General features: G+C 71.9%; 15 protein-coding genes. 14 read left to right on the top strand and 1 reads right to left on the bottom strand.

All coding sequences use genetic code 11. The features are described from left to right. Positions 1-65: 65 nt before the first annotated feature. Entirely contained in the window at positions 66-566 is a 501-nt protein-coding gene (gene bldD, locus AB0O29_RS28990) for a transcriptional regulator BldD (RefSeq protein ID WP_007263032.1), read from the bottom strand. 229 nt (positions 567-795) lie between these two features. On the opposite strand from bldD, the gene pyrR reads away from it, so the two are divergent. The 14 genes from pyrR (at position 796) to AB0O29_RS28920 (ending at position 17,431) form a co-directional block, all read left to right on the top strand. Continuing rightward, positions 796-1,383, top strand: a complete 588-nt coding sequence (gene pyrR / locus AB0O29_RS28985) for a bifunctional pyr operon transcriptional regulator/uracil phosphoribosyltransferase PyrR (RefSeq protein WP_365157148.1) — start codon at positions 796-798, stop codon at positions 1,381-1,383. Between the two features lie 105 nt (positions 1,384-1,488). Further along, complete coding sequence (locus AB0O29_RS28980; RefSeq protein ID WP_365157145.1) at positions 1,489-2,469, top strand: aspartate carbamoyltransferase catalytic subunit; 981 nt, start codon at positions 1,489-1,491, stop codon at positions 2,467-2,469. 2 nt (positions 2,470-2,471) lie between these two features. Then, positions 2,472-3,764, top strand: a complete 1,293-nt coding sequence (locus AB0O29_RS28975; protein ID WP_365157142.1) for a dihydroorotase — start codon at positions 2,472-2,474, stop codon at positions 3,762-3,764. Further along, positions 3,761-4,345, top strand: a complete 585-nt coding sequence (locus tag AB0O29_RS28970; protein WP_365157139.1) for a hypothetical protein — start codon at positions 3,761-3,763, stop codon at positions 4,343-4,345. The genes AB0O29_RS28975 and AB0O29_RS28970 overlap by 4 nt, the downstream gene beginning before the upstream one ends. Beyond that, a complete protein-coding gene (gene carA, locus AB0O29_RS28965) occupies positions 4,342-5,484 on the top strand; it encodes a glutamine-hydrolyzing carbamoyl-phosphate synthase small subunit (protein ID WP_365157136.1) in 1,143 nt (380 codons plus the stop codon). Before AB0O29_RS28970 ends, carA begins: the two co-directional genes overlap by 4 nt. Beyond that, positions 5,477-8,785, top strand: a complete 3,309-nt coding sequence (gene carB / locus AB0O29_RS28960; RefSeq protein ID WP_365157133.1) for a carbamoyl-phosphate synthase large subunit — start codon at positions 5,477-5,479, stop codon at positions 8,783-8,785. The genes carA and carB overlap by 8 nt, the downstream gene beginning before the upstream one ends. 87 nt (positions 8,786-8,872) lie before the next feature. Further along, positions 8,873-9,982: a quinone-dependent dihydroorotate dehydrogenase gene (locus tag AB0O29_RS28955; protein WP_365157130.1), complete on the top strand. Its 1,110-nt coding sequence runs from the start codon at positions 8,873-8,875 to the stop codon at positions 9,980-9,982. Next, entirely contained in the window at positions 9,979-10,830 is an 852-nt protein-coding gene (gene pyrF, locus AB0O29_RS28950; RefSeq protein WP_365157127.1) for an orotidine-5'-phosphate decarboxylase, read from the top strand. The genes AB0O29_RS28955 and pyrF overlap by 4 nt, the downstream gene beginning before the upstream one ends. A 282-nt stretch (positions 10,831-11,112) precedes the next feature. Then, positions 11,113-11,436: an integration host factor gene (locus AB0O29_RS28945; RefSeq protein WP_030234009.1), complete on the top strand. Its 324-nt coding sequence runs from the start codon at positions 11,113-11,115 to the stop codon at positions 11,434-11,436. Between the two features lie 61 nt (positions 11,437-11,497). After that, positions 11,498-12,061, top strand: a complete 564-nt coding sequence (gene gmk, locus AB0O29_RS28940) for a guanylate kinase (RefSeq protein WP_365157124.1) — start codon at positions 11,498-11,500, stop codon at positions 12,059-12,061. A 28-nt stretch (positions 12,062-12,089) separates the two neighbouring features. Continuing rightward, the gene (rpoZ, locus tag AB0O29_RS28935; protein WP_004948662.1) at positions 12,090-12,362 is read left to right on the top strand and encodes a DNA-directed RNA polymerase subunit omega; all 273 of its coding nucleotides are present in this window, start codon (positions 12,090-12,092) and stop codon (positions 12,360-12,362) included. A 90-nt stretch (positions 12,363-12,452) separates the two neighbouring features. Beyond that, positions 12,453-13,679, top strand: a complete 1,227-nt coding sequence (gene coaBC, locus AB0O29_RS28930) for a bifunctional phosphopantothenoylcysteine decarboxylase/phosphopantothenate--cysteine ligase CoaBC (protein WP_365157121.1) — start codon at positions 12,453-12,455, stop codon at positions 13,677-13,679. Between the two features lie 194 nt (positions 13,680-13,873). Beyond that, on the top strand, positions 13,874-15,082 hold the full coding sequence (metK, locus tag AB0O29_RS28925) for a methionine adenosyltransferase (protein ID WP_365157118.1): 1,209 nt from the start codon (positions 13,874-13,876) through the stop codon (positions 15,080-15,082). Positions 15,083-15,310: 228 nt separating this feature from the next. Beyond that, complete coding sequence (locus tag AB0O29_RS28920; RefSeq protein ID WP_365157115.1) at positions 15,311-17,431, top strand: primosomal protein N'; 2,121 nt, start codon at positions 15,311-15,313, stop codon at positions 17,429-17,431. The last annotated feature ends 89 nt before the right edge of the window (positions 17,432-17,520 follow it).

Below are 17,520 nucleotides of genomic sequence, written 5' to 3'. Positions count from 1 at the left end.
CCCTGGGGGACCCGGCACCCGCCGGTACGTTTCTGCTGGTGCCCGCCCCCGGCCGGGGGCGGGGACTAGATGTCCTCGTGGGCGACGGCGCGGCGCGCGTCGGCGTCCAGGACGCCCCAGCTGATCAGCTGCTCGGTCAGGACCGAGGGGGACTGGTCGTAGATGACGGCCAGGGTGCGCAGGTCGTCCTGGCGGATCGACAGCACCTTGCCGTTGTAGTCGCCGCGCTGGCTCTGGATGGTCGCGGCGTAGCGCTGGAGCGGGCCGGCCTTCTCGGCGGGCACGCCCGCCAGGCGCTCCAGGTCGAGGCGCAGCTTCGGCGGCGGCTCGGCGGCTCCGCCGGGGGTCGTGCCCGGCAGCAGCTCCTGGACCGGCACCCCGTAGAAGTCCGCCAGCTCGGCGAGGCGCTGGACGGTCACGGCGCGGTCCCCGCGCTCGTACGAACCGACCACCACGGCCTTCCAACGGCCCTGGGACTTCTCCTCGACACCGTGGAGGGAAAGGCCCTGCTGGGTGCGGATGGCGCGGAGCTTGGCCCCGAGCTGTTTGGCGTATTCGCTGGACATAACGCTCCCGGACGCTGTGACGTGCGGCTCCGCCGCGCGGCTGGTAACTCACTGTGAGGTTACGCAGCGTTACGTGGATGCGTCAAGCCGAATGGTCATCGACCCCCTCGTACGAGGGGGAGCGCGCGCCCCCGGTGCGCGGCCGCCCGCCCGGCCCTGGTACCGTGGGCGGCGTACATCAGACGTCCTTTAAGGTCCGTCCCGTGAGGCGGAGAAGGAGGTCCTTTTCATGGACAGCCAGATTTCCCAGGTCTCTCCCGATGAAGCGATGCGCCCCGTTCTGGAGGCGCAGGACATCGCCCGGGTGCTGACCCGTATCGCCCACGAGATCGTCGAACGCGCCAAGGGCGCCGACGACGTGGTCCTCCTCGGCATCCCCACCCGCGGTGTCCACCTCGCCCGCCGGCTGGCCGCCAAGCTCGAGGAGATCACCGGGACGAAGATCCCGGTCGGCTCCCTCGACATCACCATGTACCGCGACGACCTGCGGATGAAGCCCGCCCGGGCCATCGGCCGCACCGAGATCCCCGGCGACGACATCGACGGCCGTCTCGTGGTCCTCGTCGACGACGTGCTCTTCTCCGGCCGCACCATCCGCGCCGCCCTCGACGCCCTCGGCGACCTCGGCCGCCCCCGCGCCGTCCAGCTCGCGGTCCTCGTCGACCGCGGCCACCGCGAACTTCCGATCCGCGCCGACTACGTGGGCAAGAACCTGCCCACCTCGCTGCGGGAGACCGTCAAGGTCCAGCTCCAGGAGGAGGACGGCCGCGACGCCGTACTGCTCGGCCAGCGGACCGTCCAGGCAGCAGCGCAGTAACCCACCCGGACACGGGCCCCCGCGTCGGGGCCCGCGCCCCGGCCTGCCCTGCCCGCACCACCGTCAGCCCCGCCTGCCTGCCCTCCCGACTTACGGAGCACCCAGATGAAGCGCCACCTCATCTCGGCCGCCGACCTCACGCGCGACGACGCCGTCCTCATCCTCGACACCGCCGAGGAGATGGCCCGGGTCGCCGACCGGCCGATAAAGAAGCTGCCCACCCTCCGCGGCCGCACGATCTGCAACCTGTTCTTCGAGGACTCGACCCGTACCCGGATCTCCTTCGAAGCCGCCGAGAAGCGCCTCTCCGCCGACGTCATCAACTTCGCGGCGAAGGGCTCCAGCGTCTCCAAGGGCGAGTCCCTCAAGGACACCGCCCAGACCCTGGAGGCCATGGGCGTCGACGCGGTCGTCATCCGCCACCACGCCTCCGGCGCCCCCTACCGGCTGGCCAACTCCGGCTGGATCGACGCCCCGGTGATCAACGCCGGCGACGGCACCCACGAGCACCCCACGCAGGCGCTGCTCGACGCCTTCACCATGCGCCGCCGCCTGGTCGGCCGCGACGCGGGCCTCGGCAAGGACCTGAACGGCCGCCGGATCACCCTCGTCGGCGACGTCCTGCACAGCCGGGTCGCCCGGTCCAACGTCCAGCTGCTGCACACCCTCGGCGCCGAGGTCACCCTGGTGGCCCCGCCCACCCTGGTGCCGGTCGGCGTGGAGAACTGGCCCTGCGAGATCTCGTACAGCCTCGACGAGGTGCTGCCGAAGTCCGACGCGGTCATGATGCTGCGTGTGCAGCGCGAGCGCATGAACGCCGCCTTCTTCCCGACCGAGCGCGAGTACTCCCGCCGCTACGGCCTGGACTCCGCGCGCATGGCGCGGATGCCCGAGCACGCCATCGTGATGCACCCCGGCCCGATGGTCCGCGGCATGGAGATCACCGCCGAGGTCGCCGACTCCGACCGCTGCACGGTCGTCGAGCAGGTCGCCAACGGCGTCTCGATCCGCATGGCCGTCCTGTACCTGCTGCTCGGAGGCTCCGAGCCCGCCGTCACCACGTCCCGCACCGAGGAGAACAAGTAACCATGAGCAAGATCCTTATCCGCGGTGCGCAGGTCCTCGGCGGCGAGGCGCAGGACGTCCTGATCGACGGCGAGACCGTCGCCGAGGTCGGCACCGGCCTGTCCGCCGAAGGCGTCGACACCGTCATCGAGGCGGCCGGCCAGGTCCTCCTCCCGGGCCTCGTCGACCTCCACACCCACCTGCGCGAGCCGGGCCGCGAGGACTCCGAGACCGTCCTCACCGGCACCCGCGCCGCCGCCTCCGGCGGTTACACCGCCGTCTTCGCGATGGCCAACACCTTCCCGGTCGCCGACACCGCCGGCGTCGTCGAGCAGGTCTGGCGCCTGGGCAAGGAGTCCGGCTACTGCGACGTGCAGCCCATCGGCGCCGTCACCGTCGGCCTGGAGGGCAAGAAGCTCTCCGAGCTGGGCGCCATGCACGAGTCCGCCGCCCGCGTCACCGTCTTCTCCGACGACGGCAAGTGCGTGGACGACGCCGTGATCATGCGCCGCGCCCTGGAGTACGTGAAGGCCTTCGGCGGAGTCGTCGCCCAGCACGCCCAGGAGCCCCGCCTCACCGAGGGCGCCCAGATGAACGAGGGCGTCGTCTCCGCGGAGCTGGGCCTGGGCGGCTGGCCGGCCGTCGCCGAGGAGTCGATCATCGCCCGCGACGTCCTCCTCGCCGAGCACGTCGGCTCCCGCGTGCACATCTGCCACCTCTCCACCGCCGGCTCCGTCGAGATCGTCCGCTGGGCCAAGTCCCGCGGCATCGACGTCACCGCCGAGGTCACCCCGCACCACCTGCTCCTCACCGACGAGCTCGTCCGCTCGTACGACCCGGTCTACAAGGTCAACCCGCCGCTGCGCACCGAGCGCGACGTGATGGCCCTGCGCGAGGCGCTCGCCGACGGCACGATCGACATCGTCGCCACCGACCACGCCCCGCACCCGCACGAGGACAAGGACTGCGAGTGGGCCGCCGCCGCCATGGGCATGGTGGGCCTGGAGACCGCGCTCTCCGTCGTCCAGCAGACGATGGTGGAGACCGGGATGCTCGACTGGGCGGGCGTCGCGGAGCGCATGTCCTTCGCCCCGGCCCGCATCGGCGGCCTGTCCCACCAGCACGGCCGGCCCGTCTCGGCAGGTGAACCCGCGAACCTGACCTTGGTCGATACCTCGTACCGTGGTGTCGTGGACCCCGCACACTTCGCCTCCCGCAGCCGCAACACGCCTTACGAGGGCCGTGAGCTGCCGGGGCGCGTCACTCACACCTTCCTGCGGGGCCGTGCAACGGTCGTGGACGGGAAACTCGCGTGACACCTGCAGTGATCCAACTGGCCGCCGAGGCCGCCGAACGACAGTCGGCGGAGGTGACGGACTGGGGCGCCCGCATCGCGTGGGTGGTCGGTCTGCTCGTCTTCATCGCGTTCGTGTACTGGCTGATGCGGCAGGGCTGGAAATGGCGCGGCGCCCTGCAGAGCGATCTGCCGGAGCTGCCCGCCGCCCCCGGCGGCCTCCCCGCGCACCGGCTGGCCCTGACCGGCCGCTACCACGGGTCCACCACCGCCGGGCAGTGGCTCGACCGGATCGTCGCCCACGGTCTGGGAGTGCGCAGCCGGGTGGAACTCACCCTCACCGACGTGGGCCTGGACGTGGTCCGTCCGGGTGCCACCGACTTCTTCGTACCGGCCCCGCAGCTGCGCGGCGCCCGCCTCGACAAGGGAATCGCGGGCAAGGTACTCACCGAGGGCGGTCTGCTCGTCGTCACCTGGGCGCACGGCGACAAGCTGATCGACTCCGGATTCCGCTCCGACCGCGCGGCCGAGCACGCCGCCTGGGTCGAGGCGATCAACTCCATGAACAACACATCCATCACGACGGAAGGCGCCGAACGATGACGACCTCCACCAGGGGAGCAGCCAAAGCTCCCGCCGTACTCGTCCTGGAGGACGGCCGGATCTTCCGCGGCCGCGCCTACGGCGCAGTGGGGGAGACCTTCGGCGAGGCCGTGTTCTCCACCGGCATGACCGGCTACCAGGAGACCCTCACCGACCCGTCGTACCACCGGCAGGTCGTCGTGATGACCGCCCCCCACGTGGGCAACACCGGTGTCAACGACGAGGACCCCGAGTCCTCCCGCATCTGGGTCTCCGGCTACGTGGTGCGCGACCCCGCGCGCGTCCCGTCGAACTGGCGCTCGCAGCGCTCGCTGGACGAGGAGCTCGTCAAGCAGGGCGTCGTGGGCATCAGCGGCATCGACACCCGCGCCCTGACCCGCCACCTGCGCGAGAGCGGCGCCATGCGCGTCGGCATCTTCTCGGGCGAGGCCATCGCCGATGACGCGGCGCTGCTCGCCAAGGTGAAGGCGCAGCCGCAGATGAAGGGTGCGAACCTCTCCGCCGAGGTCGCCACCAAGGAGGCGTACGTCGTCCCCGCGATCGGCGAGAAGCGCTTCACCGTCGCCGCCGTCGACCTCGGCATCAAGGGCATGACCCCGCACCGGATGGCCGAGCGCGGCATCGAGGTGCACGTGCTGCCCGCCACCGCCACCGTCGAGGACGTGTACGCGGTCGCCCCGGACGGCGTCTTCTTCTCCAACGGCCCGGGCGACCCGGCCACCGCCGACGGCCCCGTCGCCGTCATGCGCGGCGTCCTGGAGCGCAAGACCCCGCTCTTCGGCATCTGCTTCGGCAACCAGATCCTGGGCCGCGCGCTGGGCTTCGGCACCTACAAGCTGAAGTACGGCCACCGCGGCATCAACCAGCCGGTCCAGGACCGCACCACCGGCAAGGTCGAGGTCACCGCGCACAACCACGGCTTCGCCGTCGACGCGCCCCTCGACAAGGTGTCCGAGACCCCCTTCGGCCGCGCCGAGGTCTCCCACGTCTGCCTGAACGACAACGTCGTCGAAGGCCTCCAGCTGCTCGACCAGCCGGCCTTCAGCGTCCAGTACCACCCCGAAGCAGCTGCCGGCCCGCACGACGCCGCGTACCTCTTCGACCGCTTCGTTAGCCTGATGGAGGCCGAGCGTGCCTAAGCGCACCGATATCCAGTCCGTCCTGGTCATCGGCTCCGGTCCGATCGTCATCGGCCAGGCCGCCGAGTTCGACTACTCCGGCACCCAGGCCTGCCGCATCCTCAAGGCCGAGGGCCTGCGGGTCATCCTGGTGAACTCCAACCCCGCGACGATCATGACCGACCCGGAGATCGCCGACGCCACGTACGTCGAGCCGATCACCCCCGAGTTCGTCGAGAAGATCATCGCCAAGGAGCGCCCCGACGCGCTCCTGCCCACCCTCGGCGGCCAGACCGCGCTGAACACGGCCATCTCCATGCACGAGCAGGGCGTGCTGGAGAAGTACGGCGTCGAGCTCATCGGCGCCAACGTCGAGGCCATCAACAAGGGCGAGGACCGCGACCTCTTCAAGGGCGTCGTCGAGGCCGTCAAGGCCAAGATCGGCTACGGCGAGTCCGCCCGCTCGGTCATCTGCCACACGATGGACGACGTCATCAAGGGCGTCGACACCCTCGGCGGCTACCCCGTCGTCGTGCGCCCCTCCTTCACCATGGGCGGCGCCGGCTCCGGCTTCGCCCACGACGAGGACGAGCTGCGCCGCATCGCCGGCCAGGGCCTCACGCTCTCCCCGACCACCGAGGTGCTCCTGGAGGAGTCCATCCTCGGCTGGAAGGAGTACGAGCTGGAGCTGATGCGCGACACCAAGGACAACGTGGTCGTCGTCTGCTCCATCGAGAACTTCGACCCGATGGGCGTCCACACCGGCGACTCCATCACCGTCGCCCCGGCGATGACCCTCACCGACCGCGAGTACCAGCGGCTGCGCGACATCGGCATCGCGATCATCCGCGAGGTCGGCGTCGACACCGGCGGCTGCAACATCCAGTTCGCGATCGACCCGGTCGACGGCCGCGTCATCGTCATCGAGATGAACCCGCGCGTCTCCCGCTCCTCGGCGCTCGCGTCGAAGGCCACCGGCTTCCCGATCGCCAAGATCGCCGCCAAGCTGGCCATCGGCTACACGCTCGACGAGGTCCCGAACGACATCACCGAGAAGACCCCGGCCTCCTTCGAGCCGACCCTCGACTACGTCGTCGTCAAGGCCCCGCGCTTCGCCTTCGAGAAGTTCCCGCTCGCCGACGCCACCCTCACCACCACCATGAAGTCGGTGGGCGAGGCCATGGCCATCGGCCGCAACTTCACCGAGGCCCTCCAGAAGGCCCTGCGCTCCCTGGAGAAGAAGGGCTCGCAGTTCACCTTCGTCGGCGAGCCCGGTGACAAGGACGAGCTGCTGCGCGTCGCGGTCCGCCCGACCGACGGCCGCATCAACACCGTCATGCAGGCCATCCGCGCCGGCGCCACCCAGGAGGAGGTGTTCGAGTCCACGAAGATCGACCCGTGGTTCGTCGACCAGCTCTTCCTGATCAAGGAGATCGCCGACGAGCTCGCCTCCGTCGAGAAGTTGGAGCCCGAGCTCCTCGCCGAGGCCAAGCGCCACGGCTTCTCCGACGCCCAGATCGCCGAGATCCGCGGCCTGCGCGAGGACGTCGTCCGCGAGGTCCGCCACGCCCTCGGCGTCCGCCCGGTCTACAAGACGGTCGACACCTGCGCCGCCGAGTTCGCCGCGAAGACCCCGTACTTCTACTCGTCCTACGACGAGGAGTCCGAGGTCGCCCCGCGCACCAAGCCCGCGGTGATCATCCTGGGCTCCGGCCCGAATCGCATCGGCCAGGGCATCGAGTTCGACTACTCCTGCGTCCACGCCTCCTTCGCCCTCAGCGACGCCGGCTACGAGACCGTGATGGTCAACTGCAACCCCGAGACCGTCTCGACGGACTACGACACCTCCGACCGCCTGTACTTCGAGCCGCTGACGCTCGAGGACGTGCTGGAGATCGTCCACGCCGAGTCGCTGGCCGGTCCCATCGCCGGCGTCGTCGTCCAGCTCGGCGGCCAGACCCCCCTCGGTCTCGCCCAGGCCCTCAAGGACAACGGCGTCCCGGTCGTCGGCACCTCGCCGGAGGCCATCCACGCCGCCGAGGACCGCGGCGCCTTCGGCCGCGTCCTGGCCGAGGCCGGCCTGCCCGCCCCCAAGCACGGCACCGCCACCACCTTCGCGGGCGCGAAGGCGATCGCCGACGAGATCGGCTACCCGGTCCTCGTCCGCCCGTCCTACGTGCTCGGCGGCCGCGGCATGGAGATCGTCTACGACGAGACCCGCCTGGAGTCGTACATCGCGGAGTCGACCGAGATCTCCCCGACCCGCCCCGTGCTGGTCGACCGGTTCCTCGACGACGCCATCGAGATCGACGTGGACGCCCTCTACGACGGCGAGGAGCTCTACCTCGGCGGCGTCATGGAGCACATCGAGGAAGCCGGCATCCACTCCGGCGACTCGGCCTGCGCCCTGCCCCCGATCACCCTCGGCGGCTACGACATCAAGCGCCTGCGCGCCTCCACCGAGGCCATCGCCAAGGGCGTCGGCGTCCGCGGCCTGATCAACATCCAGTTCGCGATGGCGGGCGACATCCTCTACGTCCTGGAGGCCAACCCGCGCGCCTCCCGGACCGTGCCCTTCACCTCCAAGGCCACCGCCGTCCCGCTCGCGAAGGCCGCCGCCCGCATCTCGCTCGGCGCCACCATCGCCGAGCTGCGCGCCGAGGGCATGCTCCCCAAGGAGGGCGACGGCGGCACCCTGCCGCTGGACGCGCCGATCTCCGTCAAGGAGGCCGTCATGCCGTGGTCGCGCTTCCGCGACATCCACGGCCGCGGCGTCGACACCGTCCTCGGCCCGGAGATGCGCTCCACCGGCGAGGTCATGGGCATCGACTCGGTCTTCGGCACCGCCTACGCCAAGTCGCAGGCCGGCGCCTACGGCCCGCTGCCCACCAAGGGCCGCGCCTTCATCTCGGTCGCCAACCGCGACAAGCGCTCGATGGTCTTCCCGGCCCGCGAGCTGGTCGCCCACGGCTTCGAGCTGCTGGCCACCTCCGGCACCGCCGAGGTGCTCAAGCGCAACGGCATCAACGCCACCATCGTGCGCAAGCTCAGCGAGGGCGAGGGCCCGAACGGCGAGAAGACCGTCGTGCAGCTCATCCACGACGGCCAGGTCGACCTGATCGTCAACACCCCGTACGGCACCGGCGGCCGCCTCGACGGCTACGAGATCCGCACGGCGGCCGTGGCGCGCGGCGTCCCGTGCCTGACGACGGTCCAGGCGCTCGCCGCCGCCGTCCAGGGCATCGACGCGCTCGGCCGCGGCGAGGTCGGGGTGCGCTCCCTCCAGGAGCACGCGGAGCACCTGAACGCCTCCCGCGACTAGCAGCCCGTAGGGGAGAGGGGGACACCGGACGCGCGATCCGCGCCGGGTGTCCCCCTCTTCATGAGCGCAGAAGGGACTTTTCGGACGATGTACAAACTGTTCTTCAACCTGGTCTTCAAGCGGATGGACCCCGAGCGGGCCCACTACGCGGCCTTCCGGTGGATCCGCCTCGCCGCCCGCACCCCCGTGCTGCGCACCTTCGTCGCGGCCGCCCTGGCCCCCCGCTACGAGGGCCTGCGCACCGAGGCCCTGGGCCTGCGCATGCACGGCCCCTTCGGGCTCGCGGCCGGCTTCGACAAGAACGCCGTCGCCATCGACGGCATGGCCATGCTCGGCTTCGACCACGTCGAGATCGGCACCGTCACCGGCCAGGCCCAGCCCGGCAACCCCAAGAAGCGGCTCTTCCGCCTGGTCCCCGACCGCGCGCTGATCAACCGCATGGGCTTCAACAACGAGGGCTCCGAGGCCGTCGCCGCCCGCCTGGCGGCCCGCAACCCGGTCTTCAAGACCGTGGTCGGCGTCAACATCGGCAAGACCAAGGTGGTCCCGGAGGCCGAGGCCGCCGCCGACTACGTCGTCTCCACCGAGCGCCTCGCCCGGCACGCCGACTACCTCGTCGTGAACGTCTCCTCGCCCAACACCCCGGGCCTGCGCAACCTCCAGGCCACGGAGTCCCTGCGCCCGCTGCTGACCGCCGTACGGGAGGCCGCCGACCGCTCCGTCACCGGCCGCCGCGTCCCGCTGCTGGTCAAGATCGCCCCGGACCTGGCCGACGAGGACGTGGACGCCGTCGCCGACCTCGCCCTGGAGCTGGGCCTGGACGGCATCATCGCCACCAACACCACCATCGCCCGCGAGGGCCTGGGCCTGAAGTCCGACCCGGCCCTGGTCAAGGAGACCGGCGGACTGTCCGGAGCCCCGGTCAAGGAGCGCTCCCTGGAGGTCCTGCGCCGCCTGTACGCCCGCGTGGGCGACCGGATCACCCTGATCGGCGTCGGGGGCGTCGAGAACGCCGAGGACGCCTGGCAGCGCATCCTGGCGGGCGCCACCCTGGTCCAGGGCTACAGCGCCTTCATCTACGAGGGCCCGTTCTACGCCCGCGCCATCCACAAGGGCCTGGCCGCGCGCCTGGCCGCCAGCCCGTACGCGACCCTGGCCGAGGCCGTGGGCGCCGAGACCCGAAAGGCCGCCCAGTGACCTCCCAGACCCCTGTGACCCCCTTCGGGGCCCGTCTGCGCGCCGCCATGGACGCGCGCGGCCCCCTGTGCGTCGGCATCGACCCGCACGCCGCCCTGCTGGACTCCTGGGGCCTGGCGGACGACATCGCGGGCCTGGAGCGGTTCTCCCGGACCGTCGTGGAGGCGCTCGCCGACTCGGTGGCGGTCTTCAAGCCGCAGGCCGCCTTCTTCGAGCGCTTCGGCTCGCGCGGCGTCGCCGTGCTGGAGCGGACCGTGGCCGACGCCCGCGAGGCGGGCACCCTGGTCGTCATGGACGCCAAGCGGGGCGACATCGGCTCGACGATGGCCGCGTACGCCTCCGCCTTCCTCGACCCGGCCTCCCCGCTGTTCTCGGACGCGCTGACGGTCTCCCCGTACCTGGGCTACGGCTCGCTGAAGCCGGCCGTGGACCTGGCGCGCGAGTCCGGCGCGGGTCTGTTCGTGCTGGCCCTCACCTCCAACCCGGAGGGCTCGGAGGTGCAGCGGGCGGTGCGCGAGGACGGCCGCTCGATCGGCGCGACCATGCTGGCGCACCTGGCGGCCGAGAACGCCGGAGCGGACCCGATGGGCTCCTTCGGCGCGGTGGTCGGCGCCACCCTGGGCGACCTGTCCTCCTTCGACCTGGACATCAACGGCCCCCTTCTGGCCCCCGGCATCGGCGCCCAGGGCGCGACCGCGGCCGACCTCCCGGCCGTCTTCGGCGCGGCCGTGGGCAACGTGGTCCCGAACGTCTCCCGAGGCGTCCTCAAGCACGGACCCGACACGGCCGCCCTGCGGGCCTCCGCGAAGCGGTTCGCGGACGAGATCCGGGAGGCCGTCGAGGCCTGATCGGAGGGGTGACGGACCGGCGCGGAGCACGGGCTGACGAAAATCGAACGTCTTTCCCCGGACAAAACCGGGGTGTTTTGCCCGTGATGTACGGTTCAGTGGAGGCTGACCAGGACTTTTCGTCCGTTCTCGCTGACTGGAGCGGCCTTGGCCGCTAGTCTCCGACCAGAGTGAACGCGCAGCGAACGAGTTCCATCGCTGTTCGGGAGCTCGCCCGGCGTGGTGCCCGAGGGCTCCTCGCCGGTCCGTATCCGACAGTTCGACATCCGAGGTGACGTAGGCGTGGCTCTTCCGCCCCTTACCCCTGAACAGCGCGCAGCAGCGCTCGAAAAGGCCGCCGCGGCTCGCCGGGAGCGGGCCGAGGTGAAGAATCGACTCAAGCACTCCGGCGCCTCCCTCCACGACGTCATCAAGACGGGCCAGGAGAACGACGTCATCGGCAAGATGAAGGTCTCCGCCCTTCTCGAGTCGCTGCCCGGCGTCGGCAAGGTCCGCGCCAAGCAGATCATGGAGCGCCTCGGCATCTCCGAGTCCCGGCGTGTCCGAGGTCTCGGTTCCAACCAGATCGCCTCTCTGGAGCGCGAGTTCGGCGGTAGCGGCGCCTGAGGCGTCGCCCGAAGTTCTCCCGGCGTTCTCAGGCAGTCCCGAGAACCTGGATAATCGCTCTATGGCAGCAGAGGTTCGTCCGCGGCTGACCGTGCTCTCCGGCCCCTCAGGGGTCGGCAAGAGCACGGTCGTCGCGCATATGCGCAAGGTCCACCCCGAGGTCTGGCTCTCGGTGTCGGCCACCACCCGCAAGCCGCGGCCCGGTGAGCGACACGGAGTCCAGTACTTCTTCGTCAACGACGACGAGTTCGACAAGCTGATCGCCAACGGCGAGCTGCTGGAGTGGGCCGAGTTCGCGGGCAACCGCTACGGCACACCGCGCGGCGCGGTACTGGAACGCCTTGAGAACGGCGAGCCGGTACTGCTGGAGATCGATCTCCAGGGCGCCCGGCTCGTCCGCGAGTCGATGCCCGACGCACAGCTGGTCTTCCTGGCCCCGCCGAGCTGGGACGAGCTGGTCCGCCGGCTCACGGGCCGGGGCACCGAGACCGCCGAGGTCATCGCGCGCCGGCTCGACACCGCCAAGGTCGAACTCGCTGCCGAGTCCGAGTTCGACACCACCCTGGTCAACACCTCCGTCGAGGACGTAGCACGTGAGCTGCTAGCCTTGATGGAAGTTGTCTGATCTTTTATCCATCTTCGGAAGGTAGAGCGTGTCCTCTTCCATCACCGCGCCCGAGGGCATCATCAACCCGCCGATCGACGAGCTGCTCGAGGCCACGGACTCGAAGTACAGCCTCGTGATCTACGCGGCCAAGCGCGCGCGTCAGATCAACGCGTACTACTCGCAGCTCGGTGAGGGCCTGCTGGAGTACGTCGGCCCGCTGGTGGACACCCACGTCCACGAGAAGCCGCTCTCGATCGCACTGCGCGAGATCAACGCGGGTCTGCTGACCTCCGAGGCCATCGAGGCCCCGGCCCAGTAAGGCACGTCATCGTCACCACAGGCCCGGCAGCACGGCTGCCGGGCCTGTGGTGTGTCATAGGTACCGACGCAACCGATCACGGGAGAAGCAGTGGACAAGCCGAAGGTCGTGCTGGGGGTCAGCGGCGGCATCGCCGCGTACAAGGCGTGCGAGCTGCTGCGCCGGCTGACCGAGTCCGGGCACGAGGTGCGGGTGGTGCCCACGGCGGCGTCCCTGAACTTCGTCGGCGAGGCCACCTGGGCCGCCCTCTCCGGGAACCCGGCCTCCACCGAGGTGTGGGAGAGCGTCGACGAGGTGCCCCACGTGCGCATCGGCCAGAGCGCCGACCTCGTCGTGGTCGCCCCGGCCACCGCCGACATGCTGGCCAAGGCCGCCCACGGGCTGGCCGACGACCTCCTCACGAACACCCTGCTCACCGCCCGCTGCCCGGTGGTCTTCGCCCCGGCCATGCACACCGAGATGTGGGAGCACCCCGCCACCCGGGAGAACGTCGCCACGCTGCGCCGCCGGGGCGCGGTCGTCATCGAGCCCGCCGTCGGGCGCCTGACCGGCAAGGACACCGGCAAGGGCCGGCTGCCCGACCCGGAGGAGATCTTCGAGGTCTGCCGGGCGGTCCTGGCGCGCGGAGCGGCCGCCCCCGACCTGGACGGGCGGCACGTGGTCATCAGCGCCGGCGGCACCCGCGAGCCCCTGGACCCGGTCCGCTTCCTCGGCAACCGCTCCTCCGGCAAGCAGGGCTACGCGCTGGCCCGCACCGCCGTGGCGCGGGGGGCCCGGGTCACCCTGGTGTCCGCCAACACCGCGCTGGCCGACCCGGCCGGGGCGGACGTCGTCCGGGTGGGCACGGCCCTCCAGCTGCGCGAGGCGGTGCTCAAGGCGGCCGCCGACGCCGACGCCGTGGTGATGGCCGCCGCCGTGGCCGACTTCCGGCCCGCCTCGTACGCCGACGGCAAGATCAAGAAGCAGGACGGGCGCGAACCCGATCCGGTGGTCCTCGTGCGCAACCCCGACGTGCTCGCGGAGATCTCCGCCGAGCGGGCCCTGGCGGGCCAGGTCGTCGTCGGATTCGCCGCCGAGACGGACGACGTGCTCGACAACGGCCGGGCCAAGCTCCGCCGCAAGGGCTGCGACCTCCTCGTCGTCAACGAGGTCGGCGAGAGCAAGACCTTCGGATCCGAGGAGAACGAAGCCGTCATCCTGGCCTCCGATGGCGGCGAAGTGCAGGTTCCCTATGGTCCGAAGGAAGCTCTGGCGGACGTCATTTGGGACCAGGTCGTGCCGCGCCTCGCACCCCGCGGCGAGCGCCGACGCGCCTGAGCGTTTCCCTTCTCGTCGGGAAATCCGTGCGTCAGAATGGAGTGCCGCAGGTCACACGGCTCCCATAAGGCGAGACGGGTGGTCCGGCAAACGGTGGCGACCGATAAACTGCATCTGGAACGTGTACGGGCGCAGCCCCCGGTATCGTTCCGCCAAATGATCAGCCAGCAGCCGCTGCAACCCCAGGGAGCATTGTGTCCCGTCGTCTGTTCACCTCGGAGTCCGTGACCGAGGGTCACCCCGACAAGATCGCTGACCAGATCAGCGACACGATCCTCGACGCCCTCCTCACCGAGGACCCGACCTCGCGCGTGGCCGTGGAGACCCTCATCACCACCGGTCTCGTGCACATCGCGGGCGAGGTGACGACGAAGGCGTACGCCCCGATCGCCCAGCTCGTCCGCGACAAGATCCTCGAGATCGGCTACGACTCCTCGAAGAAGGGCTTCGACGGCGCCTCCTGCGGCGTGTCGGTGTCCATCGGCGCCCAGTCCCCGGACATCGCCCAGGGTGTCGACACCGCCTACGAGAAGCGCGTCGAGGGCGACGAGGACGAGCTCGACAAGCAGGGCGCGGGCGACCAGGGCCTGATGTTCGGCTACGCCTGCGACGAGACCCCCGAGCTGATGCCGCTGCCGATCCACATCGCGCACCGGCTCTCCCGCCGCCTGTCCGAGGTCCGCAAGAACGGGACCATCCCGTACCTGCGCCCCGACGGCAAGACCCAGGTCACCATCGAGTACGACGGTGACAAGGCCGTCCGCCTGGACACGGTCGTCGTCTCCACGCAGCACGCCGCGGACATCGACCTGGACTCGCTGCTCGCCCCCGACATCCGCGAGTTCGTCGTCGAGCACGTGCTCGCGCAGCTCGTCGAGGACGGCATCAAGCTGGACACCGAGGGCTACCGGCTGCTGGTGAACCCGACCGGCCGCTTCGAGATCGGCGGCCCGATGGGCGACGCCGGCCTCACCGGCCGCAAGATCATCATCGACACCTACGGCGGCATGGCCCGCCACGGCGGCGGTGCCTTCTCCGGCAAGGACCCGTCGAAGGTGGACCGCTCGGCCGCGTACGCGATGCGCTGGGTCGCCAAGAACGTCGTCGCCGCCGGCCTCGCGGCCCGCTGCGAGGTCCAGGTCGCGTACGCGATCGGCAAGGCGGAGCCCGTCGGCCTGTTCGTGGAGACCTTCGGCACCGCCAAGGTCGACGTCCAGAAGATCGAGGACGCGATCGGCGAGGTCTTCGACCTGCGCCCGGCCGCGATCATCCGCGACCTGGACCTGCTGCGGCCCATCTACGCCCAGACCGCCGCGTACGGCCACTTCGGCCGCGAGCTCCCCGACTTCACCTGGGAGCGCACCGACCGCGTCGACGCCCTGCGCGCCGCCGCCGGTCTCTGACGGCACCCGCTCCACCCGATACCGCCCCGGACCCGCAGGTCCGGGGCGGTATCGCGTTGCGGGCACCGGCCGCCCCGCATAGGCTGCACGCGCCCTCCCGGTGCGAGGGGTGACGGCTTCATCTGGAGCCGGGCGCGAGCCCGGCGTTGAAGGACCGCTGTACCGCCGCCGCCCGCCGAGACCTCGGGAGGGCCCCGACTGTCGGTGCCCTTTGGTAAGAATGCTGCTGTGAGCAGCGAGAACGCACCCGACGCAGACGGCCCCGGCGGCCCGCCGCAGCAGCTCGCGCTCATCCGGGAGATGGTCGCCGAGGGCAAGGCCAAGGCGCCCAAGGCCAAGCCGCGCACCTGGCGGGGGGCCGCCCTCGCCGAGGAGCTGCCGGTGGCCCGCGTCCTCGTCAACAAGGGCGTCCTCCACCTGGACCGGCTCTTCGACTACGCCGTCCCCGCCGAGCTCGCCGAGACCGCCCTGCCCGGGGTCCGCGTCCGCGTCCGCTTCGGGGCCGGCGGCCACCGGGTGCACGGCGGCCGCCGCGAGGGCGGCGGGCTCATCGACGGCTTCATCGTCGAGCGGCGCGCCGAGTCCGACTACGAGGGGGCGCTGGCCGCCCTCGCCCAGGTCGTCTCGCCCGAGGTGGTCCTCGGCCCCCGCATGCTGGCCCTCACCCGGGCCGTCGCCGACCGGTACGCGGGCAGTCTGGCCGACGTCCTCCAGCTGGCCCTGCCCGCGCGGAGCGCCCGCGCCGAGGCCAAGCCCTCCCCGGACCCGCTGCCCCCGCCCGCCGCGCCCGAGCCCGGCGGCTGGAGCCGGTACGGCGCCGGACCGGCCTTCCTGCGCGCCCTGGCCGGCGGCGGCGCCCCCCGCGCGGTCTGGACCGCCCTGCCGGGCCCCGGCTGGGCCGACGAGCTGGCCCGGGCCATGGCGGCCACCCTCTCCTCCGGGCGCGGGGCCCTCGCCGTCGTCCCCGACGGGCGCACCGCCGCCCGCGTCGACGCCGCCCTCACGGCCCTGCTGGGCGAGGGCCGGCACGCCCTGCTGACCGCCGACTCCGGGCCGGAGAAGCGCTACCGGGAGTGGCTCGCCGTCAACCGCGGCTCCGTGCGGGCCGTGGTCGGCACCCGGGCCGCCATGTTCGCGCCCGTACGGGACCTCGGGCTGGTCGCCGTCTGGGACGACGGGGACTCCAGCCACGGCGCCGACCACGCCCCCTTCCCGCACGTCCGCGAGGTGCTGGAGCTGCGTGCGGTCACCGACGGCTGCGGTTTCCTCGTCGGCGGCACCAGCTGCACCGTCGAGGCCGCCCAGCTGGTCGAGTCGGGCTGGGCCCGGCCACTGGTCGCCGACCGCGAGACGGTCCGCGCCGCCGCCCCCCGCATCCGGACCGTCGGCGACGAGCTGCTGGCCCGCGACGGGGCCGCCCGCGCCGCACGGCTGCCGAGCCTGGCCTGGGAGACCGTCCGGGAGGGGCTGAAGAGCGGGCCCGTACTGGTCCAGGTGCCCCGGCGCGGGTACGTGCCCCGGCTGGCGTGCGAGCGCTGCCGGACCCCGGCCCGCTGCACCGTGTGCGCCGGCCCGCTGGAGGCCCCCGACGAGCGGGACCTGCACTGCGGCTGGTGCGGGCGGGGCGAGCCGGCCTGGCACTGCGAGGAGTGCGGCTCCTTCCGGCTGCGGGCCCAGGTGGTCGGCGCGCGGCGGACCGCCGAGGAGCTGGGCCGGGCCTTCCCGGCCGTGCCGGTGCGGACCTCGGGGCGCGACCACGTGCTGGACGAGGTGCCCGACGGCCCGGCGCTGGTGGTCTCCACCCCCGGCGCCGAACCGGTCGCGGCGGGCGCCGGGTACGCGGCGGCGCTGCTGCTGGACGGCTGGGCGATGCTGACCCGGCCCGACCTGCGGGCGGGGGAGGAGGCGCTGCGCCGCTGGATCGGCGCCGCCTCGCTGGTCCGGGCCGGCGGCCAGGTCGTGGTCGTCGCCGAGCCGACGCTGCGGCCGGTGCAGGCCCTGGTGCGGTGGGACCCCGTCGGGCACGCGGTGCGGGAGCTCGCGGAGCGGGCCCAGCTGGGGTTCCCGCCGGTGTCCCGGATGGCGGCGGTGGCGGGGCGGCCCGAGGCCCTGGAGGCCTTCCTGAAGGCCGCCGCCCTGCCGGCGGACGCGGAGGTGCTGGGGCCCGTACCGCTGCCCGGGCGGCGGGGGGAGGCCTCGCCGGGGGAGCGGGCCCTGGTCCGGGTACCGCCCGGCAGCGGGGCGGCGCTGGCCTCCGCGCTGAAGTCGGCCCAGGCGGCGCGGATGGCGCGGGGCGTGTCGGCCGCCGACGCCGTCCGGATCCGGATCGACCCGCCGGACATCGGCTGAGGCCGTCCGGTGCCGCTGCGCGGAGCTCTCCCCGTCCCGCCCTTCCACCGTTTCCGCCTGAAGCGCCGGCGGGGCTGATTCCAGCCCCG

Source organism: Streptomyces sp. NPDC089915 (genome assembly GCF_040684675.1).
Taxonomy (GTDB): Bacteria; Actinomycetota; Actinomycetes; order Streptomycetales; family Streptomycetaceae; genus Streptomyces.
This window is presented reverse-complemented; position numbering and strand designations above follow the sequence as displayed.

Excerpts from the sequence above, each read along its gene's own strand:
- bldD (WP_007263032.1), bottom strand. The coding sequence starts at position 566 with ATGTCCAGCGAATACGCCAAACAGCTCGGGGCCAAGCTCCGCGCCATC.
- pyrR (WP_365157148.1), top strand. The coding sequence starts at position 796 with ATGGACAGCCAGATTTCCCAGGTCTCTCCCGATGAAGCGATGCGCCCC.
- AB0O29_RS28980 (WP_365157145.1), top strand. The coding sequence starts at position 1,489 with ATGAAGCGCCACCTCATCTCGGCCGCCGACCTCACGCGCGACGACGCC.
- AB0O29_RS28975 (WP_365157142.1), top strand. The coding sequence starts at position 2,472 with ATGAGCAAGATCCTTATCCGCGGTGCGCAGGTCCTCGGCGGCGAGGCG.
- carA (WP_365157136.1), top strand. The coding sequence starts at position 4,342 with ATGACGACCTCCACCAGGGGAGCAGCCAAAGCTCCCGCCGTACTCGTC.
- AB0O29_RS28955 (WP_365157130.1), top strand. The coding sequence starts at position 8,873 with ATGTACAAACTGTTCTTCAACCTGGTCTTCAAGCGGATGGACCCCGAG.
- gmk (WP_365157124.1), top strand. The coding sequence starts at position 11,498 with ATGGCAGCAGAGGTTCGTCCGCGGCTGACCGTGCTCTCCGGCCCCTCA.